Origin of the sequence: Komagataeibacter sp. FNDCF1, from assembly GCF_021295335.1 — a bacterium.
Classification (GTDB): domain Bacteria; phylum Pseudomonadota; class Alphaproteobacteria; order Acetobacterales; family Acetobacteraceae; genus Komagataeibacter.
On record NZ_JAIWOT010000001.1, the window covers coordinates 1,117,389 to 1,142,595 of the forward strand.

26 protein-coding genes are annotated in these 25,207 nt (G+C 58.7%); 11 read left to right on the plus strand and 15 right to left on the minus strand.

The window, feature by feature from the left end; translation table 11 throughout:
- Positions 1 to 69: 69 nt before the first annotated feature.
- Positions 70 to 339: a hypothetical protein gene (locus LDL32_RS05230; protein ID WP_233064963.1), complete on the plus strand. Its 270-nt coding sequence runs from the start codon at positions 70 to 72 to the stop codon at positions 337 to 339.
- Between the two features lie 576 nt (positions 340 to 915).
- Here the strand turns inward: LDL32_RS05230 and LDL32_RS05235 are convergent.
- Positions 916 to 1,863 carry a GlxA family transcriptional regulator gene (locus LDL32_RS05235; protein WP_233064964.1) on the minus strand — a complete coding sequence of 316 codons (948 nt, stop codon included), beginning with the start codon at positions 1,861 to 1,863 and terminating at the stop codon, positions 916 to 918.
- A 95-nt stretch (positions 1,864 to 1,958) separates the two neighbouring features.
- On the opposite strand from LDL32_RS05235, the gene LDL32_RS05240 reads away from it, so the two are divergent.
- Positions 1,959 to 2,423, plus strand: coding sequence for a nuclear transport factor 2 family protein (locus tag LDL32_RS05240; RefSeq protein WP_233064965.1), 465 nt, complete (start codon positions 1,959 to 1,961; stop codon positions 2,421 to 2,423).
- Between the two features lie 126 nt (positions 2,424 to 2,549).
- Here LDL32_RS05240 and LDL32_RS05245 read toward each other — a convergent pair whose 3' ends face one another.
- From LDL32_RS05245 to LDL32_RS05260, 4 genes are all read right to left on the minus strand, one after another.
- On the minus strand, positions 2,550 to 4,049 hold the full coding sequence (locus tag LDL32_RS05245) for an FAD-dependent monooxygenase (RefSeq protein ID WP_233064966.1): 1,500 nt from the start codon (positions 4,047 to 4,049) through the stop codon (positions 2,550 to 2,552).
- 399 nt (positions 4,050 to 4,448) lie between these two features.
- Positions 4,449 to 5,147: a DNA adenine methylase gene (locus LDL32_RS05250; RefSeq protein ID WP_233064967.1), complete on the minus strand. Its 699-nt coding sequence runs from the start codon at positions 5,145 to 5,147 to the stop codon at positions 4,449 to 4,451.
- A 243-nt stretch (positions 5,148 to 5,390) separates the two neighbouring features.
- On the minus strand, positions 5,391 to 5,870 hold the full coding sequence (locus LDL32_RS05255) for a DUF1311 domain-containing protein (protein WP_233064969.1): 480 nt from the start codon (positions 5,868 to 5,870) through the stop codon (positions 5,391 to 5,393).
- A gap of 76 nt (positions 5,871 to 5,946) precedes the next feature.
- Positions 5,947 to 6,579, minus strand: coding sequence for a LysM domain-containing protein (locus LDL32_RS05260; protein ID WP_233064971.1), 633 nt, complete (start codon positions 6,577 to 6,579; stop codon positions 5,947 to 5,949).
- 611 nt (positions 6,580 to 7,190) lie between these two features.
- Between LDL32_RS05260 and LDL32_RS05265 the strand changes: the two genes are divergently transcribed.
- Positions 7,191 to 8,027 carry an IS5 family transposase gene (locus tag LDL32_RS05265; RefSeq protein ID WP_233064459.1) on the plus strand — a complete coding sequence of 279 codons (837 nt, stop codon included), beginning with the start codon at positions 7,191 to 7,193 and terminating at the stop codon, positions 8,025 to 8,027.
- 32 nt (positions 8,028 to 8,059) lie between these two features.
- Here the strand turns inward: LDL32_RS05265 and LDL32_RS05270 are convergent, their stop codons facing one another.
- The 4 genes from LDL32_RS05270 to guaA all read right to left on the minus strand — a co-directional run bounded on the left by LDL32_RS05270 (position 8,060) and on the right by guaA (position 12,243).
- Positions 8,060 to 8,890, minus strand: coding sequence for an IS5 family transposase (locus LDL32_RS05270; RefSeq protein WP_233043143.1), 831 nt, complete (start codon positions 8,888 to 8,890; stop codon positions 8,060 to 8,062).
- A gap of 225 nt (positions 8,891 to 9,115) precedes the next feature.
- The gene (locus LDL32_RS05275) at positions 9,116 to 9,511 is read right to left on the minus strand and encodes a lysozyme inhibitor LprI family protein (RefSeq protein WP_233064973.1); all 396 of its coding nucleotides are present in this window, start codon (positions 9,509 to 9,511) and stop codon (positions 9,116 to 9,118) included.
- 58 nt (positions 9,512 to 9,569) lie between these two features.
- Entirely contained in the window at positions 9,570 to 10,304 is a 735-nt protein-coding gene (locus LDL32_RS05280; protein ID WP_233064975.1) for a LysM domain-containing protein, read from the minus strand.
- 334 nt (positions 10,305 to 10,638) lie between these two features.
- Positions 10,639 to 12,243, minus strand: coding sequence for a glutamine-hydrolyzing GMP synthase (gene guaA / locus LDL32_RS05285; RefSeq protein WP_305069318.1), 1,605 nt, complete (start codon positions 12,241 to 12,243; stop codon positions 10,639 to 10,641).
- 164 nt (positions 12,244 to 12,407) lie between these two features.
- Here guaA and LDL32_RS05290 point away from each other — a divergent pair, with 164 nt between their 5' ends.
- The 3 genes from LDL32_RS05290 to LDL32_RS05300 all read left to right on the plus strand — a co-directional run bounded on the left by LDL32_RS05290 (position 12,408) and on the right by LDL32_RS05300 (position 13,742).
- Positions 12,408 to 12,791, plus strand: coding sequence for a hypothetical protein (locus tag LDL32_RS05290; protein ID WP_233064977.1), 384 nt, complete (start codon positions 12,408 to 12,410; stop codon positions 12,789 to 12,791).
- 94 nt (positions 12,792 to 12,885) lie between these two features.
- Positions 12,886 to 13,395: an NUDIX hydrolase gene (locus LDL32_RS05295; RefSeq protein WP_233064978.1), complete on the plus strand. Its 510-nt coding sequence runs from the start codon at positions 12,886 to 12,888 to the stop codon at positions 13,393 to 13,395.
- On the plus strand, positions 13,392 to 13,742 hold the full coding sequence (locus tag LDL32_RS05300) for a response regulator (protein WP_233064979.1): 351 nt from the start codon (positions 13,392 to 13,394) through the stop codon (positions 13,740 to 13,742). The genes LDL32_RS05295 and LDL32_RS05300 overlap by 4 nt, the downstream gene beginning before the upstream one ends.
- Positions 13,743 to 13,844: 102 nt before the next feature.
- Here LDL32_RS05300 and LDL32_RS05305 read toward each other — a convergent pair whose 3' ends face one another.
- Together LDL32_RS05305 and LDL32_RS05310 are read right to left on the minus strand one after the other, a co-directional pair.
- Positions 13,845 to 15,329, minus strand: a complete 1,485-nt coding sequence (locus LDL32_RS05305; protein WP_233064980.1) for a glycosyltransferase family 39 protein — start codon at positions 15,327 to 15,329, stop codon at positions 13,845 to 13,847.
- Positions 15,326 to 15,796 (minus strand): Lrp/AsnC family transcriptional regulator, encoded by a 471-nt coding sequence (locus LDL32_RS05310; protein WP_233064981.1) that lies wholly within the window; start codon positions 15,794 to 15,796, stop codon positions 15,326 to 15,328. The genes LDL32_RS05305 and LDL32_RS05310 overlap by 4 nt, the downstream gene beginning before the upstream one ends.
- Before the next feature lie 141 nt (positions 15,797 to 15,937).
- On the opposite strand from LDL32_RS05310, the gene trxB reads away from it, so the two are divergent.
- Positions 15,938 to 16,894: a thioredoxin-disulfide reductase gene (gene trxB / locus LDL32_RS05315; protein ID WP_233064982.1), complete on the plus strand. Its 957-nt coding sequence runs from the start codon at positions 15,938 to 15,940 to the stop codon at positions 16,892 to 16,894.
- Positions 16,895 to 17,000: 106 nt separating this feature from the next.
- Complete coding sequence (locus tag LDL32_RS05320) at positions 17,001 to 17,885, plus strand: LysR family transcriptional regulator (RefSeq protein WP_233064983.1); 885 nt, start codon at positions 17,001 to 17,003, stop codon at positions 17,883 to 17,885.
- A 244-nt stretch (positions 17,886 to 18,129) separates the two neighbouring features.
- Here LDL32_RS05320 and LDL32_RS05325 read toward each other — a convergent pair whose 3' ends face one another.
- The 4 genes from LDL32_RS05325 to LDL32_RS05340 form a co-directional block, all read right to left on the minus strand.
- Entirely contained in the window at positions 18,130 to 18,426 is a 297-nt protein-coding gene (locus LDL32_RS05325) for an integration host factor subunit beta (RefSeq protein ID WP_233064984.1), read from the minus strand.
- A 26-nt stretch (positions 18,427 to 18,452) separates the two neighbouring features.
- The gene (gene sppA / locus LDL32_RS05330) at positions 18,453 to 19,385 is read right to left on the minus strand and encodes a signal peptide peptidase SppA (protein WP_233064985.1); all 933 of its coding nucleotides are present in this window, start codon (positions 19,383 to 19,385) and stop codon (positions 18,453 to 18,455) included.
- A 66-nt stretch (positions 19,386 to 19,451) separates the two neighbouring features.
- On the minus strand, positions 19,452 to 19,919 hold the full coding sequence (locus tag LDL32_RS05335) for a MucR family transcriptional regulator (RefSeq protein WP_233064987.1): 468 nt from the start codon (positions 19,917 to 19,919) through the stop codon (positions 19,452 to 19,454).
- Positions 19,920 to 20,169: 250 nt separating this feature from the next.
- Positions 20,170 to 20,574 carry a helix-turn-helix transcriptional regulator gene (locus LDL32_RS05340; protein ID WP_233064988.1) on the minus strand — a complete coding sequence of 135 codons (405 nt, stop codon included), beginning with the start codon at positions 20,572 to 20,574 and terminating at the stop codon, positions 20,170 to 20,172.
- Positions 20,575 to 20,815: 241 nt separating this feature from the next.
- Here LDL32_RS05340 and LDL32_RS05345 point away from each other — a divergent pair, with 241 nt between their 5' ends.
- The 3 genes from LDL32_RS05345 to LDL32_RS05355 all read left to right on the plus strand — a co-directional run bounded on the left by LDL32_RS05345 (position 20,816) and on the right by LDL32_RS05355 (position 25,193).
- Positions 20,816 to 21,604: a sulfite exporter TauE/SafE family protein gene (locus LDL32_RS05345; protein WP_233064989.1), complete on the plus strand. Its 789-nt coding sequence runs from the start codon at positions 20,816 to 20,818 to the stop codon at positions 21,602 to 21,604.
- A gap of 64 nt (positions 21,605 to 21,668) precedes the next feature.
- Positions 21,669 to 22,883, plus strand: a complete 1,215-nt coding sequence (locus tag LDL32_RS05350) for a UdgX family uracil-DNA binding protein (protein WP_233064990.1) — start codon at positions 21,669 to 21,671, stop codon at positions 22,881 to 22,883.
- Positions 22,884 to 22,988: 105 nt separating this feature from the next.
- A complete protein-coding gene (locus LDL32_RS05355; protein ID WP_233064991.1) occupies positions 22,989 to 25,193 on the plus strand; it encodes an FUSC family protein in 2,205 nt (734 codons plus the stop codon).
- Positions 25,194 to 25,207: the final 14 nt, after the last annotated feature.

The window sequence follows — 25,207 nt, forward strand, 5'->3', positions numbered from 1 at the left end:
ACCGTGTTCCCCTTACGGACGGGCACTGAAAGCTGTCCATTTCTTTCATGCCAGGAAATCAGGAAACACTTGAAGCCGCTGCCGGGTTGCATAATTCCCGCACTGTCAGAAAATTTGTTTATCCTGATTTTTATTTTTCTTTCCCGTTTCTGTCTTAAATTTGAATTCCGTACCAATGATACTGTCCAGACGCCGGGACCACCGGCCATTCCATTAAAATCAGGGCGGGATGTTATTTGTCATCACTCCGGCTGGTGCTCATACACCGCCACCAGCCCTGTTGAGGCAGCAGCCATGATCCCGCATTCCGACAGACCCGCAGAGCCGTTTTTTCTGTGATCGCCTGACGGTTGTAATAGTCCATCGCCCATGGAATGGGGAAAAGCGGTGCACGGCTTTTTTTACCGACACGCTCCCCGTTATCTCACCCGATCTCGCACCCATGCAAACCAGTTTCCTGATCCGGGTGGCGATCCGTGGCACGCCATGCCGAATGTCCTTCCACTCAGGCTGGCCAGTCTGTCTGCAGTCCCGCCCCGTGGCAGTTTCCCGCCATCGGCCATGCTGTCCATTGCTTCACGGAAAAGGAAGCAACGGCCTCAACCGGTCTCTGCCGGCATGACCCGCAGGCAGACGCCTGGTCATCGAGGGTCATGCGCGTATACCTCGTGGCAAGTTTCTCCTCGCCTTGACGCTTTCTGATGAATGCCCGGACCCGGCCCGGATTGGCCTGTTCAATCCGAGAATGAAATCTGTCGCCTGTCTGTCTGCATATTTCGGGAACCACCAAAACCCGTTCCATGCCGACAATGCCTGGAAGGAACCGGGTAAGCCGACCATGACACTCGGGATGTTCGCAAGGGGGCGCCGTCAAAGCCGGGCGGCCGCATGTTGAACGTAGCTGAATGGATCAGGTCATCTTGCAGCATTACGCCGAACCGCCTGTGGTGGCAGTCCAAAGGCGCGCAGGAAAGCGCGCCGCATACGTTCCGGGTCGTGAAATCCCGTTGTGACCGCAATGGTTTCAAGTGGAAGCGTGGAATGCAGGACACGCTCGTGGGCGGTTTCCAGACGCAGGCGTTCAACCGCTTTGGCCGGGCTTGTCCCAACGGAAGCCCGGAACGCACGGGAGAAATTGCGCGGGCTCATTGCCATCTGCTTCGCCAGGACATCCACCGTAAGGCGCTGTGCCAACCGCGTACGTATCCAGCCAAGGAGAGCGGTAAAACGATCCTCGCCCCCGCCCATTTCCAGCAGGGCGGAAAACTGTGACTGCCCACCGGGGCGACGATGGAAGACCACCATCTGCCGTGCCGTCCGGCGCGCCATGTCTTCGCCTAGATCATGGGTTATCAGGGCAAGCGCCAGATCAATCCCGGCACTGATACCGGCGGAAGTCCATACCGGGCCGTCGTGGATGAAAATGGCATCAGGCTCCAGCTTTACGTCGGGGAACAGGCGGCTGAATTTCTGCGCATGCTGCCAGTGCGTGGTCACACGCCGCCCATGCAGCAGGCCGGAGGATGCCAGTACGAACGCACCGGTGCACACACTGCACATGCGTCGTGTCCGTTTCATGCGGTGCTGCAGGAACACCCGCAAGGCCGGACAGTCCATGGCCCTGTCATGCCCTTCACCACCAACGGTGATGAGGGTGTCAAAGTCATCTTCCACCAGATCAGGCGCCATTGTCTGCACGGCGACTTTTGATGAGGATGTCACCAGCCCGCCATGGCGTGACAGCATCTTCAGGTCATACTCCTGCCCGGCCATACGCCCTGCAATTTCAAAGGCCGCGGCGGGACCGGCCGCATCAAGCAGCTGGAAATCCGGATAGAGGACAAAGCCAATGGATCTGGTCATGTCCTGAAATGAGGGATCACTGTCATTTCGTCAACGTCGTGAAGGAAACACAATGGTGCGGCAACCATGACTGCTGCACCACAAGGAACTTATCCATGTCACGACCGCCATTCCCGCCTTTTGATCTTGAAAGCGCAACACGCAAGGTCCGCCTGGCCGAAGATGCCTGGAACTCCCGGAACCCGGAACAGGTGGCACAGGCCTATACAATGGACAGCCAGTGGCGCAATCGGGTGGAATTCATCCATGGGCGCGATGAGATCGTGGCTTTCCTGACGCGCAAATGGAACGTCGAGCATGAATACCGCCTGATCAAGGAACTGTGGGGTTTCCGCAATAACCGCATGGCTGTCCGTTTTGCCTATGAATGGCATGATGATACGGGCCGGTGGTTCCGATCCTATGGCAATGAAGTGTGGGAATTCGATACTGCCGGGCTTATGCGCCGCCGGTTCGCATCAATCAATGATCTGCCTGTCGACGCCGGAGACCGACTGTTTCACTGGCCCCCGGGACGACGCCCGGATGATCATCCGGGGCTTTCCGGTCTCGGGCTTTAGGATCGTGAAAGAAATCGCGTTCCAGACCGACATTTTATGAAGCCGATGCCGCCAGTCCGTGAGACACAGGCCGGACTGGTGACGCTGCCGGACGGTTAAACGGACTGATGGCATGACCATAATATATCAGCTTGTTGCATTCTTTTTTATATTTTTAAATTCGATATGTTGTGCCTTTATGCGCTTCAGTTCCATGTCAATTACTGTCCAGTTCCCACTTTTTACGACAGCAGCAACGTAACCATCGGGTCGTACCAGCCAGATACCGTTTTCATCCGGTGGCGGGCAGACTTGGGGCAACAGCAAGGATGAATGACGCACGATCATGGCCCGCGTTGCGGCACTGTCCCTGGCAGCAAGTACAAAGCGGGGGATATCGCCCTGCCCGCAACTCCGTCGTAAAATCAGTCGCTGTCCCGGCTTGGGGCCATACAGCCCCCGGGCTGAACCCATGTTGAGAGGGCTGTCAGGGTAGCCGATCAGGATGCCGGAAAGCCGATTGGCAATGGCACGACGGATCACCGGAATGCTGGAGCCCTGTCTTACAATAAAGTTGCGCACCCGTTGCGCCAGATGATTTCTGAGCAGGACAATCCTGGTCATGCGGCTGGAATCCGACAGTATCTGCAACGCAACACCGCTGCGTTCGATACTGTAGCTGTCCAGCAGGCACGGGCTGGCTTCCTGGCGTTCGACAAGCGCCAGTTTCCAGGCGAGATTGAAGGCATCCTGCATACCCATGTTCATGCCCTGACCGCCCGCAGGACTATGGATATGCGCTGCATCACCAGCCACAAACACACGGCCCCTGCGGTAATCCCGGACCTTGCGTTCGTTGACCCCAAAATCCGACAGCCACACCGGATCGGACAGGATAATCCCGCCCGGTCCCCGCCGGTCGACAATTGTCTGCATCTCCGCAAGGTCCGGTGTATGCAATGGAACCGAACCCAGATCGGCAATGATACGGTACCGACCCCGCGATAGCGGAAAGAACATCACAGCGCCGTCCGGGTGCCAGAAAATCCCCGGTTCGTCAGGCGGAATCGCAAGACCCGCCACATGTACGTCGGCAAGGACAAAACCCATGGGCAGCGTATCCCCCTCGAATTGCAGGCCCAGCCTGCCGCGAACAAAGGAATGCGCACCATCACAACCGATGAGCCACGCAGCTTCCAGGGTTTCGACCCTGCCTCCCGCATGCATGAGCGTGCACGACACACCGTCATCCCTGCCGACGAATTCCGTCAGTTCTGTCGTGCGTTCAACAGTGATGCCAAAAGCCCCGAGATGTTCTTCCAGCAACCGTTCGGTTTCCGATTGTGGAATCATCAGCAGGTAATTGAAGGAAGAGGCGATCGTTCCGAACGGAACCCGGGCAAGTGTCCTGTTACCGGCATGAATACTGACAGCGTTTGCACATAGCGCGGTGGCCATGAACGCATCCGCACAGCCCGCCATGTCAAGCAGTTCCATTGTCCGGGGCCAGACGGCCAGGGCGCGGGACTGGGTTGTGCGGGTCGGCAGCCTGTCGATAACCCTGACAGGCGTACCATACCGGGCCAGTTCGGCGGCCATGATCAGGCCGACAGGTCCCGCACCGATAACGAGAACGGGTTTTGACATGGTTTTTATCCGAAGGAAAAGAACTGTCCGGCCATACGCATGGATACTACCACATCAACGCCAGACATGTCCTGACTGTTCCTGCCTGCTTCACGTTCAGGCGGTTAAGGTGGGGAAGTAGAAAGTCCGCTCTGAAGCAGCATGACGCGGATGCCGGCGCTTTCCGTAGTTTATTTGTCCCGCTTGTTGATTTTCACTGGGAACTGGCCCGGATTTTTCATCAGGAATTGAGCCAGCCAGATGCTATTTCAGGCATAGTCGGGCGGGCGGTCCAGAAGAAGATCTGTCCTTTCGCAGGATGTCATACAGCCCCGTATCGGCGCATGGTTGTAGCGCGCCGATAGGTTTGGAACTGCGGGACACGAGATGAAACCCCGTTTGAGGGGTTCCACCTTCGCGTCAAGAGACCACCAAGGCTCCTCTCATAGGCTGATTAGAGATCAGAACTTCACCACGCGGGCCACGTGCGTGCGCCTCTCTGCTGAGCGAACAGGACAGGCCAATGGCCTCAATATCGAACCCACCGAACATCTGACGCACTTCCGGCGTATCGTTCAGTGACATGATGAACCTGTCCTGCAGTCTCGTCAGGTCATCCAGCAGCACATGCAAGTCCTCACGCCGGAACGGTGCGCCATAATCATCCTCGCAGTTCCAGTAAGGCGGATCGAGATAGAACAGCGCATCCACCCGGTCATACCGTCTCGGTACATCGGCAAATGGCAGACACTCGATTGTCACGTGGCCAAGACGGGCATGGATATCGGCCAGGACAGGCTCCAGCGTATGCACGTCAAACCGGGCGGGACGCAATGATACCCCAAAGTTCCGGCCATTGACCTTCCCGCCAAAAGCCAGACGCTGCAGATAGAGAAACCGCACGGCGCGTTCCAGATCGGTCAGGCTGCATGCCTCGGCCGCTTTCAGCCGCTCGAACTCATCACGGCTGGTCACCTGCCAACGCAGTTCGCCCGGCAGCGTCCAGCCATGCAGGAACGCGACGGTAGCAGCCGACATGCCCATGGTGCCCATACCCCACAGATGTTCCGTGCCCAGATAAAGCCGCTCCAGGTTGTTGTTCTGGATGGCGATAAACACCGCAAAGACCAGATTGCCCCGGAAGGTCGCGCCGCAGTCATCTTGAGGCTGCCAGCTGCTCTACCCAAGTGCCACGGCGGGCTTGGTTTTCAGCAGCTTTTCCCACGTGGCCTTCTTGGCATTGGGCGGCACGATGAAGCTCCATGTCGATCACTCCTCAAACCCCCAGCAGATGCTGCCGGGGCGTGTGAAGGCATGGGTCAGTTCTCGATGAAAATTTTCTTTTCCTGTACAATAAACAATCTACTTAGATGGTAAATCAGGAAATACATCTTCAATAAGTTTGGCACGCCTGTAATTCAACTCAGTAACACATATATACAGCCTTGCGTCCAACCCGATACCAATTACAGGACCACCCAGCGATCTCATGAAATTGCAATGAACCTCACGATACTTCAGGAATTCCTGTTTGTCTTTTATAAAATTGCTTTTGGCCGTCGCGATAAACTGATCATCCACATCCCATCGGGACATCACTGTGTTCATGCGCGCTTCAGCCTGCGTCAACACTTTCTGACTTTCATCGCGTTTCTTCCGCAGGCAGTCATGTATCCCTGCCATCGAAAATTCACTACACTCGTCATATAACTCCTTTTCTGTCGGAGTTGTAGATGCATCATCTGCTCTGGCTATTGTTGACAGACAGGTAGCCAGACTGAACCCAAGAATAATCTTCATCCATATAGGAAAATTATTATGGACCAGTAAATTTTCGCACATAATCTAATTTCCTTGAATATCTAACAACATAACTTGTATTATATATCTGCCATATACTTTATGAAGAAATATTTTTTCATCCAAAAATCACCCGCTGTTCAGATGCTTTCTGATATTTCAATTCTATTCCTAGCTTAAGCTGGGCTGGCGTAATACCCGGATTAAGGCTTTGCAGGTTTTTAACTGTTGTGCCTGTATTCCTTGCGATATGCCACAGATTGTTGTTCGATGCCGTAACCGTAATTTTCTCGATCCTGGCATTAGGATCGACAACGGTATCCATCCGGAAGTTTGCCATCCTCATAAGCAGATATCCGACTCCGGCACGAATGTTATCTACGGGATTGGACCGGGCAGACCCAACTGTCAGGCGTCCTTTCCACGCAGGTGGCATGATACGGTCACCACCCTCCTTTCCAGACAGCAGCGAAGTCAGTCCTGGATCACCCGGATTACCAATCTGCATGGGCTGACGGTTCCATGCGGGGCTGTGTGCGCCCGTCTCTACCCAGATAATCGCCTTGATCCAGCGCCAGTCCAGCGGATGATAGCCAGGTGTATTGGATAAATGCCGGTTGTATTCATCGACCGTGCGGCGGATTTCGCTGTCCCATGCATTCCACTGGACTGGGGAACGCCCGGCAGCATCAATGCCATCCTTCCATTTATCAAACGGGCTTCTGTTTGCCGATGATGGCTGAATGGCCATGCGCTTCTCCCCTGCAGAACATGATATTTATTGCCCGTTTCATATCTTTCGATTGATGCAGGCAGCAACCAACAGGTTTGGGAGAATATGGGTATGTTCTGTATGTTGATCTGGAAATGAATATTCAGAATCATTATTTATAATAATAACAAAAATAGAAAATATATTGCCATAACAGATATCAGAACTCTTTATTGACTCCGGCATGGCATTCGCACCTGGCCATAAAAAAATCCTTCAGGACGCATGTTCAGACAAACATGAATCCTGAAGGATAATAAAAACAGACCAGATTTATAATATAGACGATTTATTTAATATAAATGACGCTCACTCATTCCCACTCAATCATTCAAAAAATCTCTAACCTATTGATTTAAATATGGAGTTTTTTAGAAAAAGCGCACGGAGCCGTTAACAATCCTGCCAAAATGCTATACTTTTGGTTTTCCAACAGAAATTAAAGGGAAAAAAATTTTGAGATTTCAGAGACTATCGGGATAGTGAGTAAGCTATTTGAGGCTCGATTCCTGCGTTAGAGCCCGATCCGAAAGTTTTTGAACAATACCAGCCTGTTGTGATTCATCCGTCTTTGCGAAGAGATGGAGTGAATGGTGACATGGACTGGTATTGCCCGGCGCGAGTATAGCCGGGAAGGCTTGCGATATCCATCGGACATGACGGACGGGGAGTGGACTTTGATCATGCCATTTGTGCCCCCTGCGAAACGGGGCGGTCGTCCGCGCACGACGGATATGCGCGAGGTGGTCAACGCGATGCTCTACATAGCCTCGGCCGGGTGCGCGTGGCGTCTGCTGCCGAAATGCTTTCCGCCGGTCTCGACCGTCAGGCGCTATTTTTACGCCTGGCGTGATGCCGGAGTATTCGAGGCCATGAATACGGTGCTGGTCATGAGCCTGCGCGAGATCGAGGGGCGTGACGCCTCTCCGAGCGCAGGCGTGATTGACAGCCAGTCGGTGAAAACCACGGAAAGTGGCGGGATTTCAGGCTATGACGCGGGGAAAAAGGTCAAGGGCCGCAAGCGCCATATCGTGACGGATACCTGCGGCTTCCTGATCTTTCTCCTCGTTCATGCCGCCGACATCCAGGACCGTGATGGGGCCGTTGATGTCCTGGCAGCGATACGCAGGCGCTTTCCCTGGCTGCGCCACATCTTTGCTGATGGCGGTTATGCTGGCGACAAATTGCGAAACGCGCTCGCCGCCATGGGAAAATGGACCCTCGAAATCATCAGGCGGTCCGATACGACGAAGGGCTTTCAGATCCTGCCGCGTCGCTGGGTGGTGGAACGGACATTCGCATGGCTGGGACGGTGCAGGCGGCTCGCCAAAGATTGGGAACAATCCATTGCTTCCTCAACCGCATGGACATTGATCGCCTCGATCCGAATGCTCACACGACGGACAGCAAGGCATTGTCAGGGTTGAAAAACTTTCGGATCGGGCTCTTACTGTCTGAATCAAAAAGCGACCTGATTGATTTTCCGCAGCACTCTGCGGATATGAGCGATCATAAGCCAAGCTTCAGATGAGGAGATTGTGGCTTCGACGTCCCTGGTGAGGCGGCGGCAACGTCCCAGCCAGGCGAAGCTGCGCTCGACGATCCAGCGCTTTGGCAGGACGACGAAGCCCTTGACCTGATCGGAGCGCTTGATGATCTCGATCGTCCACTGTCCGATTTGCGCCAACCCGTTTCGTAGCTTCTCACCGGCATAGCCGCCGTCGGCGATCAGGTGCCGCAACCAGGGGAACAGCGAACGGATCCGGGCTGCAACCATCAATGCCCCGTCACGATCCTGGATGTCGGCGGGATGTACGACGGCAGTCATGATATGACCCAGCGTGTCGGTGGCGATATGCCGCTTGCGTCCCTTGATTTTCTTGCCCGCGTCATAACCGCGAGGGCCGCCATTTTCAGCCGTTTTAACCGATTGGCTGTCGATAATGCCCACCGAAGGCGTGGCATCACGCCCGTCCTGCTCTCGCGACAGGATCACGAGAATATGGTTCATGGCTTCCCATCGTCCCTCGCGGATCCAACGGTAGAAATAGCCCTGCACGGTCGTGAAGGGAGGGAAGTGCCGGGGCAATTGGCGCCATTGGCAGCCGGTCGTAACAATGTACAGGATCGCCTCCATGACACGACGCAAATCGGTGCGCCGTGGCCTGCCCAGTCGCTTTCTCTCGGGCATCAGCGGCGCTATCAACGCCCATTCCCTGTCCCGCAGGTCGCTTGCATACTCCAGGTCGTCCCGGCGATACTGCGCACGGGTGATTTCAGTCCAGGCCATTTTGATCTCATCAGGTTGTCACAAACCCATGAATCATAACCTACTGAAATCACTCAACTCATTTTCGGTCAGACACTTAGATACTGCCACCACTTCGCATACTCACCGTCACAGCATAATCTTAAATGACAAACCAGTTTCCTTACTCCATCTGGCGATTTTCGCCTTTCTCGCAGCAGTAGCAGAAAACATGAAAGGGGATCTTATTTTCATCAAAGAGGCGAGTTATTTAAGCCGGAACTGAGAAACAGCTTCCCGCAATTGTGCAATTCTCCTATAATTCAATTCGGCAATACACGCATATTCTCTTATTTCCAATGCATTACCAATTCCACTAGCACCCAAATATTTTACAAAGAGACAGTGCGCCTCACGATAATTAATAAATTCCTGCTTATCTATTGAAAAATGACTTTTTGCCTGAGCAATATATTGGTCTTCCACATCCCATCGGGACAGCATGGTATTCACATGGGATTCAGCTTGTGTTAACGCTTTTTGACTTTCATCACGTTTTTTTTGTAGGCATTCATGTATTCCTGCCATCGAAAATTCACTACATTCTTCATATAATTCATCTTCTGTCGGGACTATAGACTTGGTCTCTGCCATAGCTGTCATTGGAATACAGAGAATTAGACAAAAACAAGAAATTATCTTTCGGCGCATTAAAAATTTGTTATCGACCGACACGAGGGAATACATAATTCAGTTTCCTTGTATAATCATAAATGTTAGCATGATTATACAAATCTGCCACCGTGGATGCGGAAATAGTTTTCCATCCAAAAATCACCCGTTGCTCAGATGCTTTCTGATATTTCAGTTCCATTCCTGGTTTAAGCTGGGCTGGCGTAATACCCGGATTAAGGCTTTGCAGGTTTTTAACTGTTGTGCCTGTATTCCTTGCGATATGCCACAGATTGTTGTTCGATGCCGTAACCGTAATTTTCTCGATCCTGGCATTAGGATCGACAACGGTATCCATCCGGAAGTTTGCCATCCTCATAAGCAGATATCCGACTCCGGCACGAATGTTATCTACGGGATTGGACCGGGCAGACCCAACTGTCAGGCGTCCTTTCCACGCAGGTGGCATGATACGGTCACCACCCTCCTTTCCAGACAGCAGCGAAGTCAGTCCTGGATCACCCGGATTACCAATCTGCATGGGCTGACGGTTCCATGCGGGGCTGTGTGCGCCCGTCTCTACCCAGATAATCGCCTTGATCCAGCGCCAGTCCAGCGGATGATAGCCAGGTGTATTGGATAAATGCCGGTTGTATTCATCGACCGTGCGGCGGATTTCGCTGTCCCATGCATTCCACTGGACTGGGGAACGCCCGGCAGCATCAATGCCATCCTTCCATTTATCAAACGGGCTTCTGTTTGCCGATGATGGCTGAATGGCCATGCGCTTCTCCCCTGCAGAACATGATATTTATTGCCCGTTTCATATCTTTCGATTGATGCAGGCAGCAACCAACAGGTTTGGGAGAATATGGGTATGTTCTGTATGTTGATCTGGAAATGAATATTCAGAATCATTATTTATAATAATAACAAAAATAGAAAATATATTGCCATAACAGATATCAGAACTCTTTATTGACTCCGGCATGGCATTCGCACCTGGCCATAAAAAAATCCTTCAGGACGCATGTTCAGACAAACATGAATCCTGAAGGATAATAAAAACAGACCAGATTTATAATATAGACGATTTATTTAATATAAATAACGCCCACTCATTCCCACTCAATCGTTCCCGGCGGCTTGGACGTAATATCATAAGTAACGCGGTTCACGCCGCGCACTTCATTGACGATACGCCCCGCCACCCGGTTGAGAAAGGACATGTCGAAGGGATAGATATCCGCCGTCATGCCATCGGTGCTGGTCACCGCACGCAGGGCGCAGGCGTAGTCATATGTACGCCCGTCGCCCATGACGCCTACGGTACGGACCGGCAGCAGCACGGCAAAGGCCTGCCAGATGGCGTCGTACAGGCCAGCGGCGCGGATTTCCTCCAGGAAAATGGAATCAACGCGCCGCAGCAGGGTCAGCTTTTCACGTGTGATGGCACCGGGAATACGAATGGCAAGCCCCGGACCAGGGAATGGGTGACGGCCGACAATCGCTTCGGGAATGTCCATCTCGCGGCCCAGTTCACGGACTTCATCCTTGAACAGTTCGCGGAGCGGTTCGACCAGCTGCATCTTCATCCGCTCGGGCAGGCCGCCCACATTATGGTGCGACTTGATGGTAACGGACGGACCGCCTGTAAAACTGACGCTCTCGATCACGTCAGGGTACAGGGTGCCCTGCGCCAGAAAATCAGCACCGCCCAGCTTGGCCGCCTCTTCCTCGAACACCTCAATGAACAGGCGGCCAATGGTCTTGCGCTTGATTTCGGGGTCACTCACCCCTTCCAGCGCATTCAGGAACAGGTCGGACGCATCGCGGTGGATCAGGTGGATGTTGAAGCGGTCGCGGAAGGTGCGGATCACCTCATCCGCCTCACCCGCACGCAGGATGCCGGGATCAACGAAGATGCAGGTCAGCTGGTCGCCAATCGCCTGATGGATCAGCACGGCGGCGACGGATGAATCAACCCCGCCCGACAGGCCGCAGATCACCCGCCCCTTGCCCACCTGCTGGCGGATGCGGGCAATTTCCATGTCACGGAAGCCCGCCATGGTCCATGTGCCCCGGCAACCCGCGACATCATGGGTGAAGTTGCGCAACAGGGCCGCACCATGGGGGGTGTGCACCACTTCGGGGTGGAACTGCATGCCGTACAGGCGACGACCTTCATCGGCAATGATGGCGTATGGCGCGCCCTCGCTTACGGCAACGGCCTGAAAACCCGGCGGCAGTTTTGTCACCCGGTCGCCATGGCTCATCCAGACCTGCTCACGTCCGCCACGCGCCCATGTGCCACGGAACAGGGCGCAATCCTTGATGATATCGATATGCGCGCGACCAAATTCGCGGTGTTCGGATGATTCCACCGCCCCGCCCAGCTGGCGGCACATGGCCTGCTGGCCGTAGCAGATGCCCAGCACCGGCACATTCAGCGCAAAGACCACATCGGGTATGGTGGGCGCGTTCTCATCCAGCACGCTGGCCGGGCTGCCAGACAGGATGATCCCCCTGGGCGCAAAGGCACGAATCCGCTCGGCGGAACTGGAATACGGCCAGATTTCGCAATATACACCGCTTTCACGCACACGCCGGGCAATCAGCTGCGTGACCTGGCTGCCGAAATCCAGGATCAGGATACGATCTTCGTGCAGGGTTTCATCCAGGACTGCCGGGGGGGAGGCTGTGTTCACGGTATCGGTCATCATGTGTCTTTCGGTCGCGGCATTATCGATAAACTAGGCTTCCAGCATGAGCTGGCAACATATTGCAAGCGTGGGATAGTCTTTCATGCCGGAATAGCACAATATACGGATCGGGGCAGGTCGGTATCTGCTCCTGCCCGCCACAAACCGGACCCCATGGTTGTTTCATGACTGTGCGCCACCTTACGCTGCCTGCGATGCTCTGCCTTGCCGGCATTTCCGCCCTTGCCCCGGCTGCCATGGCCAGTGACCAGCTGGGCCTGTGGACCGGCCGGCTCGTCACCGATCAGGGCAGCTGCAATGATGAGACCCGCGACACGTCCACCTTCCAGGTCACGCCCAGGCAACTGACCTTCACCCCTGCTGACGGATCGATCATACTGGTTGGCATACCGGAAAAGGGATATGCCCGCTACCATGCCGAAGCGCTGGTCAAGCAGCCTTCCGGTGCGGCCTTTCCCATGGTGTTCGAAGCCCATCCGGAAGGCAGAACCATAGTCGGCACCTATGGCACCCCGCGCTGTCGGGCGCATATCGTGCTGAAACGCTAGGCTGGCATCCCGCCAACGTCGTGTTCACGCAATCGGGAACGCCCCGGTCCGACATTGGCATGGATGCGCGGGCCTGATCCTCTATATTCGATATATGTCTGATAACGTGACACTTGCCGGAGCTGTCCTGTCCATTGTCATACGCAATGGGCGCATGCTGCTGGTATGCAGACGCAATCCACCCGATAAGGGGTTATGGGGCTTTCCCGGTGGTCGCATAGAATATGGCGAAAGCTACCTTGCCGCCGCCGCAAGGGAATTGCATGAGGAAACCGGCTTTGAAACCCATGCCGAAGGCACGCTGACCGCCTTCGACTTGATTGACCGTGATGCGCAGGGCCGGATCCGCTTTCATTACCTGATTGTCGCGGTGAAATGTCATGACAGTGGCTGGACCGCCATCCGGGCTGGCGACGATGCCTGCGATGTCGGCTGGTTCGACATGGCACAGGTCCATGCCAATCCGGCAGCCTTCAGCCCCGGCCTGCCCGAACTGGGGGCGCTGGCCCTCTCCACGCGCGGGATCGCCCCCTGGCCCGTCGCCCCACAGACCCGCATGCCTGAAACCACGCCCGGACAACGGCCTGAAAGCATCCTGTCATGACCCCTATTTCCGCCCTGATTGTCGAGGACGAGGCCACGATAGCAGAACTGGTTGCGACCATGCTCGAAACACAGGGCATTGCCGCCACCATCTGTCCCAGCGTGGCCGATGCCATGCGGCGTATCGAGACCGATGTCTATACGCTGGCCCTTGTCGACCTGACATTGCCCGATGGCGAGCCGGATTCCTTCATCCATGCCGCCCGCGCACGGGGCAGCCAGGTCATTGCCATGAGCGGCGACCCCGACCGGCTGGCAACCTATGCCCCCCTGCCCCTGCTGGAAAAACCCTTCCGCATGAAAGCCCTGCTTGAACAGGTCCGTCAGGCGGTGCCCGTGCCGAACTGAAGGCTTTTTACGCGGCAATATATTGATGGATAACAAAAGTTTCCGGTTGCCGCCTTTGTTCAGGAAGGTGGCATTTCCTGAATCTTTTTGAAAAAGGCTTCATCAGAACCCTTTCCACGATCTGCGCGCGGGCACAACCGGCAGCCGGGCAATGAACTGCTGACGGGCAGCAGGCAGGTCCGTGCGCAGTCGCACGCGGTACAGCCCCTCCGGCTCCGCAGCCCGGCCCCGGCGGCCCCGCATCACCATGCCCAGGGGCTGGACCGAGGCAAAGTCCGCGCGCGCGAAGTCACGACGTGGATTGCACACCATGATCCCCTCGCCCGTCGCGCCATGGGGCAGGCTGAACAGTGCCCAGCGTGGCTCCATGCCCAGTACCGTCCGGCCAGGCAGGACCGTGGCCAGTTCCGCCGCCGTGCCATAATCGCACGCGGCAATGAAGTCCCCTGTCCGGGCGACGGCCCCGATACGGGTGGCCAGTTCCTGCCAGCCCGCCATCTGACGCAGCGCCACATCCGCATGGGCCGAGAGCGGTAGCGGCGCAAGCAGGGCCTGTACATACACCGCGCCCCCCATCACAATGCCCCCACCTGCCGCCCACGCCCCCCACCGCCAGCCCAGCCCGGCCGTACCCACGGCCAGCAGCGGATAGATGACGACCGGCCAGTTGGCCTGCACCCGGTCGCCCAGCGCATGCTGCGCGAACACGCAGGCGGGCACGCAGGTCATGCACGCCAGCAGGGCGGCGCCGGGCGTGGTGCGGGCACGACGCAGCGCAAACACCAGCCCGCCAGCAAAAAATATGGCGATGCCGGGCGTCATCAGTCCCAGCTGACCACCCACCAGTTCCATCAGGAACTGGAAGGCCCGGCCGGGGTGCCAGTCCGCCGTCCGACCGCCCTGCCGGGCAAAACTGATCCAGTCATGCCGCGCATTCCACCATACAACCGGGGATGCCATCAGCACACCCAGGGCAAGGGCACCGGCAATTCCCCCCATCTGCCGCCGCACCCACGGCCCCTGCCCCCATGCCACCCGCAGGCCCAGCCACAGCCCGATGCCCGCAATAGGCAGGACGGCGGTATATTTGCTGTCAAATGCAAGGCCCGCGGCGGCACCGGCAGACCACCACCACCGTTTCCCCGCCCCCGCGACAATACGCCCCATGCACCATGCCAGCATGGATACGAAGAACAGTACCGGCACATCCGGCGTTATGACAACTGACTGAATTGCCAGCGCCAGAGTCGCCTGCAACAGCAGGCAGGCACGACCGGCCCGGCCCGGCGACGCATCGGGCACAAAGTCACGCACAGCACGGAACACGAAAAATGAAAGCCCGCACCCCGCCAGCACACCCACCAGCCTGACACCAGCCGCGCTGTCCCCCACCAGCAGCATGCCCAGCCGTATCCACACCGCCACCATGGGTGGGTGATCCAGATAGCTGGCCGCAGGGGCCAGCGCCCATACGCGGTAATAGGCTTCATCGGGCGAAAGCGGCAGAAGTCCCGCCACGACCAGCCGTGCACAGGCCAGCAGCACAAGCGGATACAGCCACCGGCGTGGACTGTATCCGTCGTTCACACAGGTACGCCGGGGCGGTTGAGACTGGTGCGGATGGTCTGCAGCGTCTGCACGCGCACGACGTGCGGCGCCTCGGTCAACTGGCGGGTCAGCAGGTTTTCATGCGTGGCGTCACGCGCCACCAGCCGGACCAGGAAATCGCCCCCGCCCCGGATCATATGGCACTCCCGCACCTCCGGCCATGCGGAAACCTGATTCTCGAACGCGGAGAGCACCGTCTCCTTCTGGCTGTCCAGCCCGATCAGAGCAAACAGCGTGATCGACCAGCCCAGCCGTGCCCCGTCCGTATCGGCATGATAGCCCCGGATCACGTGATCTTCCTCCAGCCGGCGCATGCGGCGCAGGCATGGCGGGGCCGAAATGCCTACCCGCCGTGCCAGTTCCACGTTCGTCATGCGCCCGTCAAGCTGAAGTTCGGCCACAATCCGACGGTCAATCGCATCAAGATCAGCCATCCGTTCCGCCATGCATGTTCCATCTTTCGATAAAGGCGCGCACAGGGCATCCCGCGCCATAATAATCCCGCCCCTACCTACTCCAACCCTTGCACGGACGCCAGTGGACGACCATACCAAAGGAAATTCCGACGATAGGGTTTTTAGGATCTCATGCCCCAGACCTGTTCTACCGATCTGCTTGTCATTGGTGCCGGCCCCGCAGGCTACACCGCCGCCATCTATGCCGCACGGGCGAATCTTTCCCCCGTGCTCGTTGCCGGCCTCCAGCCCGGCGGCCAGCTCATGATCACTACCGATGTCGAGAACTATCCCGGCTTTGGCAAGGGGATCCAGGGTCCCGACCTCATGATGCAGATGGCCGAGCAGGCGGGCAATGTCGGCACGCGCCTGATTGATGACATCATCGTGTCCTGCGATTTCAGCCGTACGGACGGCACGGGTCGCTTCTACGCCACGGGCGATTCCGGCACGGTGTATGAAGCCCGCAGCGTGGTCATCGCCACCGGGGCGCAGGCCAAATGGCTGGGCGTGCCGGGCGAGAAGGAATTCCAGGGTTCGGGGGTTTCGGCCTGTGCCACGTGCGACGGCTTTTTTTACCGCGGCAAACGCGTGGCCGTGATTGGCGGCGGCAACACGGCGGTGGAGGAAGCGCTCTACCTGACCCACCATGCCAGCCACGTCACCCTGGTCCATCGCCGTGACAGCCTGCGCGCGGAAAAGATCCTGCAGGACCGGCTGCATGCCAATCCCAAGATATCGGTCATCTGGAACAGTGCGGTCGAACGCATAACCGGCAGTGGCACGCCCCCCGTCGTGACCGGGCTGGAACTGCGCGACACCGTGACGGGCGCAATCCATGATATCGCCGTAGACGGGGTGTTCGTTGCCATCGGACACGCCCCCACCACCACAATTTTCCGTGATGTCGTGGAGATCGATACAGACGGTTACATCATCACGACACCGGGGAGCACCCGCACCTCGGTGCCAGGTGTATTTGCCGCGGGAGACGTGCAGGACAAGGTGTTCAGGCAGGCCGTAACCGCGGCGGGTACGGGCTGCATGGCGGCGCTGGAGGCCGAGCGGTTCCTTGCTGCGGCGCCGTAATGAATCAGTAAGAGTCCTTGACCTGCATCGCTATTTCCTTCACCACATCGAATAGTGTCATAACAATTGGCGCGCCCTTATTTAGACAGACAAGCGGAGTCAACGCGTGGACTGGGATAAACTCCGGATATTTCATGCTGTAGCCGAGGCAGGGTCCTTCACCCATGCCGGCGACGTGCTTAACCTGAGCCAGTCTGCGGTATCCCGGCAGATTTCAGCGCTGGAAGAGGCACTGCAGGTTCCTCTCTTCCACCGGCATGCCCGGGGGCTGATCCTGACCGAACAGGGGGAGACACTGAACCAGACGGTTCGGGAAGTCTTCTCCAAGCTGGCCATGACGCAGTCCCTGCTGACGGAAAGCAAGGAAAAGGCGGCAGGCAGGCTACGGGTCACCACGACAACCGGCTTTGGCACCTGCTGGCTGACGCCACGGCTGCACCGGTTCATGGAAACCAATCCTGACATTTCGATTACCCTGATCCTGGAGGATAACGACCTGGACCTAGGCATGCGGGAGGCGGATGTGGCGGTGCGCATGCACCCACCACGCCAGCCGGACCTGATCCAGCGCCATCTGGCCGATTTCCCCCTGCCGATCTATGCCTCGCAGTCCTACCTCAACGATTACGGCACGCCCCGCACGCTTGAGGAACTCAATGCCCACAAGCTGGTCCTGTTTGGCGGCTACCACCCTCCGGTGCTGCACATCAACTGGCTGGCGGAAACCGGCGTGCCATCGGATGAGCGGCGTCAGGCCTGGCTGGAAGTCAACAGCCTGGCCGCCATGGCGGGCGCGATCGCGGCGGGGATCGGAATCGGGTCGATCCCGCTCTACGCGGCATCGCAATATCCCAACCTCGTCAAGATTCTGCCCGAAGTGCCGCTGCCTACGGTCGATGCCTATTTTGTCTACCCCGAGGAACTGCGCACGTCCAAGCGTGTGGCCGTTTTCCGCGATTTCCTGCTGGCGGAAATCAACGCCCGTCACTAAAGGCGCGCTTGCGGACAGCGCATCACGGAAAACAGGATTTTCCGGGCCCCACCTTTTTACCCAAGGGCGGCGCCCGGAAGTTTTCTGAACAGAAATATCACCGGAACACTCCCCCGGCAGCCTGTCTGGATGCCTCGGGGACAGAGCCGTGTCACGGCAACTTCAGTCCGGCCACGGCGCTACGCCCGGCCCTCGGGGATGAACCTGCACCGCAGCAGTGCGACACGGAATGGGCTTCAGCCTGTCATTCCTGTGTGGCGTGCGCACTGTTGACGCGTTCACGCAGTTCCTTGCCCGCCTTGAAGAAGGGCACGACCTTCTCATCAACCGACACGGTCTCCCCCGTGCGTGGGTTGCGCCCGGTACGTGCGTCACGCTTCTTGACGGTAAAGGCCCCGAAGCCCCGAAGCTCCACCCGGTCGCCGCGCATCAGGGCATTGCTGACTTCAGCAAAGATGACCTGAACAATACGCTCCACCTCCCGGATGGGAAGATGCGGACGGGCAGCAGCAAGTTCAGCGATCAATTCCGACCTGGTCATCCTGTTCCCCCTGTTTAAACAAGAAATTAAAGTTTCCAGATCGCAACGGCTCCGTCAAGCGCGCTCCCTTCCTTCAGCAGAAATTCCGCGCCCGGCATGCCGGACAGGACCCCCGCGACCAGATGCCGCCACCAGCCCCGCGTGGCTGCGGGGCCAATATCAACGGGCCTGGCATCACCGGGCAGATGCGTGCTTCTGGCCAGCCACTGACGCGCATCCTCCATGGAGCCGATTTCATCCACCAGCCCCAGCTTCAGCGCCTGCTGACCCGTATAGGGACGTCCATCAGCCAGTTCACGCACACGCCCGACGGGCATATGGCGGTCCTGCGCCACGACATTTACAAAGAAATCGTAAAGGTCCGCGATGACATCCTGCAGCATCCCGCGCCCTTCGGGTGAAAGCGGCCTGACGACGGATGGCTGCCCCTTCATCGGCCCGGAGACAAGCTGGTCAACATGCACCCCCACCCGATCCAGCAGGGTCGAGACATCGGGAGATTCCAGAATGACCCCGATGGATCCGGTCAATGTCGAGCGATTGGCAAAGATACGGCTGGCAGGCACCGATATCATGTAACCGGCCGATGCCGCGACGCTGCCCATGGACACCACGACCGGCTTGCGCCGCGCAAAAGCAGCCACTGCATCATGCAGTTCCTCGCCGCCGGTTACGGCGCCACCGGGGCTGTTCACTTCCAGCACCAGCCCCCTGACCGCATCATCATCGGCAGCCTTGCGCAGGGCCTCGACATTTTCATGCTCGTCGGAAGCAACGATTCCCTGCACCTTCAGATGCACCAGATGTGGCCCGGGATGGCCCGGCCACCCACCCCCGGACGGGTGCGCGAACGCCACGATGCAGGCAAGCACAAAAAAGGCCACGGCCCCACCCCGCCAGAACAGCAGGCGGCGATGGAGCGACGTGGCACGCAGGCGTGTATCGGGGTCAGTATCCATGATCATGCACTATCATGGATGCCATTCACACCGAAGGCAGGATTTCAGGAGACCTGAAAAGGACGGTCAGGTCCTGCGGCGGCGACCGGGCCGGGCCGGGGCATCGGTTCCGGCGGATATGCCGGCGGAGGCAGCCGTGATCTTGCGGCCCAGCCCGATCTCGCGCGCAAGGCTGGAGCGACGCTCGGCATAGTTGGGGGCGACCATGGGATATTCCGGGGGCAGGTTCCAGCGCTCACGGTACTGTTCCGGCGTCATGCCATAGGCACTGTGCAGGTGGCGCTTGAGCATCTTGAGCTTCTTGCCGTCTTCCAGACAGACGATGTAGTCGGGAAATACCGAACGCTTGACCGGTACCGCAGGCTGGAGCTTCTCAGGTTCCCCAACCGGGCGGCCGGCAGAGGAAAGCGCCTGATAGACCTGACGAATCAGGTCCGGCAGCACGTCAGCCGCAACACTATTGTTTGAAACATGCGCCGACACGATCTGTGTCGTGAGCTCCAGACATGAAAAATCCTGCTCGGTATCAGACATAATGTGTTCCGTGTCTCCATAACAACCAACAGCCGCGATATATTCACGAGCCATTCGAGCAGGTTCATATACGAACGCATCAATATTTACAACACTAATCGCGGAAAATTTTCCTATCATTGCGATACACTATTTAACGTCTTCCCCCTGACCGGCAGTATTCAATCATACTATTGGGTCAAAATGTTTTGTTTCGAATGAATTTGATACAAATCTTCTTAATTTAGCCACATCTTTCACCGCTACCCGTTCAGGAATCCTGCCCAATCCGGGCAAAATAGGCTGCATCCCCTTCCTGCCCCACCGGACCTGCGGGCCGCCTGCCGCGCAGCAGGCTGCCCAGGCGCTCCATGTCAAAATCCGGATCACATACGGCGCAGATCAGACGGATCCGCGTTTCCTCCGTATTATCCTTAATACTGTAAATGACCTGCCGGGCCTCCTTGCGTGTCACAACAATTTCGGCGCGCCTGAGTTCCGCAAGCTGCTGGCTCAGGGTTGGCTGGCCGATGCCGGTCCGCGCCTCGATCTCCCCCACGCTTTTCTCCCCGTCCAGCAGGCAGGCCAGCACCATCAGGCGTTGCGGCTGGGCCAGCAGGCGCAGGCGCTGTACGAGATGTTCCGCAAGTTCACGCGTTCTGGGCAGATTGGGCATCCACTCATTTCCCTTAACCAATTACCGCCACCAGCGTACCATAATAGCATGCCCATCACCACTGGCCCCGCCCGGCCACAACGTCGCCAGCCCGGACAGGCTTGCCAAAACATATACATAATATAATAAATCATTAAATAATTACAGACAGCCTCCACAATGCCCCATAACGGGAGCCACCCCATGACCACCCGCCTGTCCGCCCCGCCATCCTCACCATGCCGCGCCCGCCTCCTGCCCCATGCCTGACCTGCTTTCCAGCCTGCTCGGACTGCTAAGCGGCGGCGTGATCGGCTTCACACTCGGACTGGTGGGGGGTGGTGGCTCGATCCTTGCCGTACCGCTGCTGCTTTACGTGGTGGGCATTACCGACCCGCACCGGGCCATTGGCACCAGTGCAATGGCTGTAACCATCAACGCCCTGTGCAACCTTGTCAGCCATGCCCGTACCGGTGGCGTGCAATGGAAATGCGCCTTCCTGTTCGCCAGTTCAGGCGTGCTGGGTGCACTGGCCGGGGCTGGCTGTGGCAGGATGGTCAATGGCCAGAGGCTTTTATTCCTATTTTCCCTTATCATGCTGGCGGTGGGGACACTCATGCTGCGGGGCTGCCGAAGCGCAAAACAGACGTCACGCGGGCCCGAACGCACATCCCCCCTGCCCGTGCTGGCCTATGGCGCCATAACCGGATTCTGTTCGGGCTTTTTCGGCATTGGCGGCGGGTTCCTGATCGTTCCGGCCCTGCTGGCGGCAACCGGCATGCCCATGCTCAACGCCATCGGCACATCGCTCGTGGCCGTGTGCGCCTTCGGGCTGACGACTTCGGTCAGCTATGCCATGGCAGGCATGGTGGACCTGCCCATGGTGGGACTGCTGGTGGCGGGTGGCCTGGCGGGCGGCATGGGTGGCACCATGCTGGCACGCCGGCTGGGTCGTCAGCCGCACTACCTGCGCCTGGTCTTTGCCTGCCTGATCTTTCTTGTGGCATTCTACATGATGTGGCGCAGCGCACGCGCACTGGGCCTTGCCTGACGCCCCGCCCTGATCCGGGCGCGCCCCGGCCACCCCGCGCCCCAGCATCGGGACCACGACCGTCATGACACAGACCACCGTAACGCTTGCCCACCCGATCGACTTCGCAACATGGCGCGTCATGACCCGCGCCCTTGTGAGCCGGGGCGTGCCCCCGCAGGCCATCTCGTGGCAGGTCGCCACCGATGGCGCACCGGCCACATCCCCACCGGATCCATCGCCGGGCGCGCCCGGCTTTTCCGTCCCGCGTGAAAGCATGCGCCTTGCCGCCGCCGTCATCCAGTCGATGCTGCCCGGCCGTTTTACCCTTGCCTACGGCCTGATCCATGCCTGCGCCACCAACACCGAACCCGACCCCACGGATCTGGAGCACATCAGGGCGGCAGCCGAACTCGTGCGTGCGGAAACCGTACGACTGCGCCAGAACCTGCTGACCCTGATGCAGCCGGGTGCGCCCCTGCACGCGTCCTTTCCCGCCCGGACCTTTGCCCCCGAGAGCAATGCGCGCTTCATCACCCTTCAGCTCTCGCTCATGCCATGGCAGCTTGCCCTGCCCGGGCGTGAACTGCACTGGACGGGTGAAAGCCTGCTTTACGGCCAGGCTGACCCCCTGCAGGTCCTGGCGCCCGATAGCCTTCCCCCGCCCGTGCTGCCCCTGGTGGCGGATCTGGATATCGGACGCATCACCAGCCTGCGCGCCGTGGCTCTGGCGGCCCGGACCTGCCTGATCTGCCCCATGGCCCGCCATGCAACCCGGACCGTGTTTGGCGAGGGCGAAAGCACGGCGCGCATGATGTTCGTGGGTGAACAGCCCGGTGACCAGGAAGACCGCGCGGGCCGCCCCTTCGTCGGCCCGGCGGGGCAACTGTTCGACCGCGCGCTGGAGGAAGCCGGGCTGGACCGCGCGGATGCGTATGTGACCAACACCGTCAAGCATTTCAAATTCCAGCCCCGTGGCACCCGCCGCATCCATGAAAAGGCGGGAGCGGAGGAAATCGCAGCCTGCGCGCCATGGCTCGCGGCGGAGCGACGCATCATCCGTCCGCAGGTACTGGTCATGCTGGGGGCAACGGCGGCGTCCGCCCTGCTGGGCCGCCGGGTTACAATCGGTCACGAACGCTCCCGCCCCATTCCCATGGAGGATGGCAGCACCGGAATGGTGACGGTGCATCCATCCTATCTGCTACGCCTGCCCGATGAAAACACCCGCACGCGCGAATATGCCCGCTTCGTGGCCGACCTGCGCCTGGCCGCGACGCATCTCGCCCCCACCCCGTAATCCCGCCACGAGGAAAGCCGATGCCAGATATGCGCGCGAGGCACCATTACGTGATGGCAAGATGCGTTATGGATAAGGCGCCCCTTGTGCCGGAAGCCGCTTATCGTGCCTGCAGACCTCAATCTTCTGCCCTCGTTCCTGACCCGCATTTTCAGCGGGAAGCATTTCCCCACCATCCGTGCGCCCGGTTACGCACGGATGAGCGGGCTGAAATGGCTCTATGCCCCGACACCCGAAGCCCTGGCCTTTGCGGTGCGTACAACAGTGGCGGCGCTGATGGCGCTGACTATCGCCATGTGGATGGAACTGGACGACCCGCCGTGGGCTGCCATGACCGTATGGATCGTGGCCCAGGGTTCACGTGGGGAAAGCCTGTCCAAGGCCCGGTGGCGACTGGTGGGCACAGCGGTGGGCGCCATCAGCGCGGTCATTCTGGTCTGTTCCTTTCCGCAGGCGCCGTGGCTGTTCTTCCCCGCCATCAGCATATGGATCGGCCTGTGCTGCATGCTCGCGACACTTGTGCGCAACTTCCGTTCCTATGCGCTTGTGCTGTCGGGCTATACCTGCGCCATCATTGCACTGGCCGCTACACGCGACCCTGACAACATCTTCATGATCACCATGTCCCGCACGAGCTATATCGTGCTGGGCATCACGTGCGAGACGCTGGTGGCGGTGCTGTTCGCGCACAACCTTGCCTCCAGCGCGCGCAGGAACATGCGCCAGAAGATCCAGATGGCGCTGGGCAGCGCCACCGACGCGGTGGCCAACCTGCTGGCAGGCGATGAAGCGGCCTTCGTCCGTTCGCGTGCCCTGTTCGGCACGATCCTGAGCATCAACGACCAGATCGAGTTCAGTGAAGTCGAGATGGGCCCCCACGGGCATGAAGGCGACCACGCACGCGCAGCGCTGGCCGCCGTGTCGGTCCTGCTCTCACGCGGCCTGGGCATGATGGCGCGCATCAAGGCGCTGGAGACGCGTAACGAACAGTTTACCGAAACCTCGCTCCTGACGCGTACCTTCCTGCTGGGCGTGCCCGCCCGGCTGGAAAATGATGCCGAAATCCCGCATATCCAGCAGGACCTGCAGGACCTGCGCGGTGTGTGCCGCCAGCGCATAATCGATGCCCTGACACAGGAGATCAGCACCGCCACCACGACAGAGACCGCGGAGGTGGATGACCTGCTGAACTGCCGCATCCTGCACAACGCGCTGGATGAACTGCTGGGCGAACTGGAACAGGCGATCCATGAATTCGATGCAAGCCAGCACGAAATCCGGGGCGACCACTTCCATTTCCGTATCGAGGCGCATCGTGACTTCAAGGAAGCGGCCTATAACGGCATCCGTGCCGCCGTGGCTATCGGCACCTCCGCCCTGATATGGGAGGTCACGGCCTGGGCCAACGGCATCGGCTTCATCACCATGGTGGCGGTCACGTGCGGGCTGTTCGCCACGCGTGAGAACCCGGTGGTGGGGACCATGAACTTCCTGCGCGGGGCATGCTGGGCGGTGCTGGTCTCCGGCTTCCTGGTGCTGCTGTTCATGCCGCGCCCTGCGGAGTTTGAAATGCTGGCCGCCGTCCTTGCCCTGCCCATGATTGCGGGCGGACTTGCCGCGCGCAATCCCGCCACGGCGGGGGCGGCCGCGTCCTACTGCCTGTTCCTGCCCAATCTGGTGGGGCCGGGCAACCAGACCCGGCTGAACGAAATCGCGTATTTCAACGCCTCCTTCGCACTTCTGTGCAGTATCGGCTTTGCGGTGCTGATCTTCCGCGCGGTGCTGCCGTTCGACAATGACGAGGAACGCTGGCGCATGCGCAACCGCACGCTGCATGACCTGCGTCACCTGGCCTCCGCCCAGCCCATGCCGCGCACCCAGTCATGGATCGGGCGTAATACGGACCGCTTCTCGCGCCTGATCCGCCATGCGGGCCCCACGCCCACGCCCACCATCGAGGCCTATCTGCAGGGCACGCTTTCAGCCATGACCATCGGGCTGAACATCATCCGCCTGCGTGTGGTGCTGGAACGCGGGCAGTTGCCACCGGCAGCCCATCGCGCCATTGAACTGTTCCTGAGCCGCATGTCCCAGTTCAGCGGCCGCTACGGGCGCTTCGGACGCACGGCACGGGTGGCGCGCGGGGCCACGCGCAGCCTGCGGCGGCTGGAAGCGGCGGAGGCCAATATCACATCCCGTATCGAGATGACCCGCGCCATTGCCTACCTGCTGGTCATTTCCTATGAACTGGGGGCCAATGCAGCCTTCCTTGATGCCTCCCAGCCCTACCGCGCCAGCGACGCGTCATGACCGTGGCCTGACGC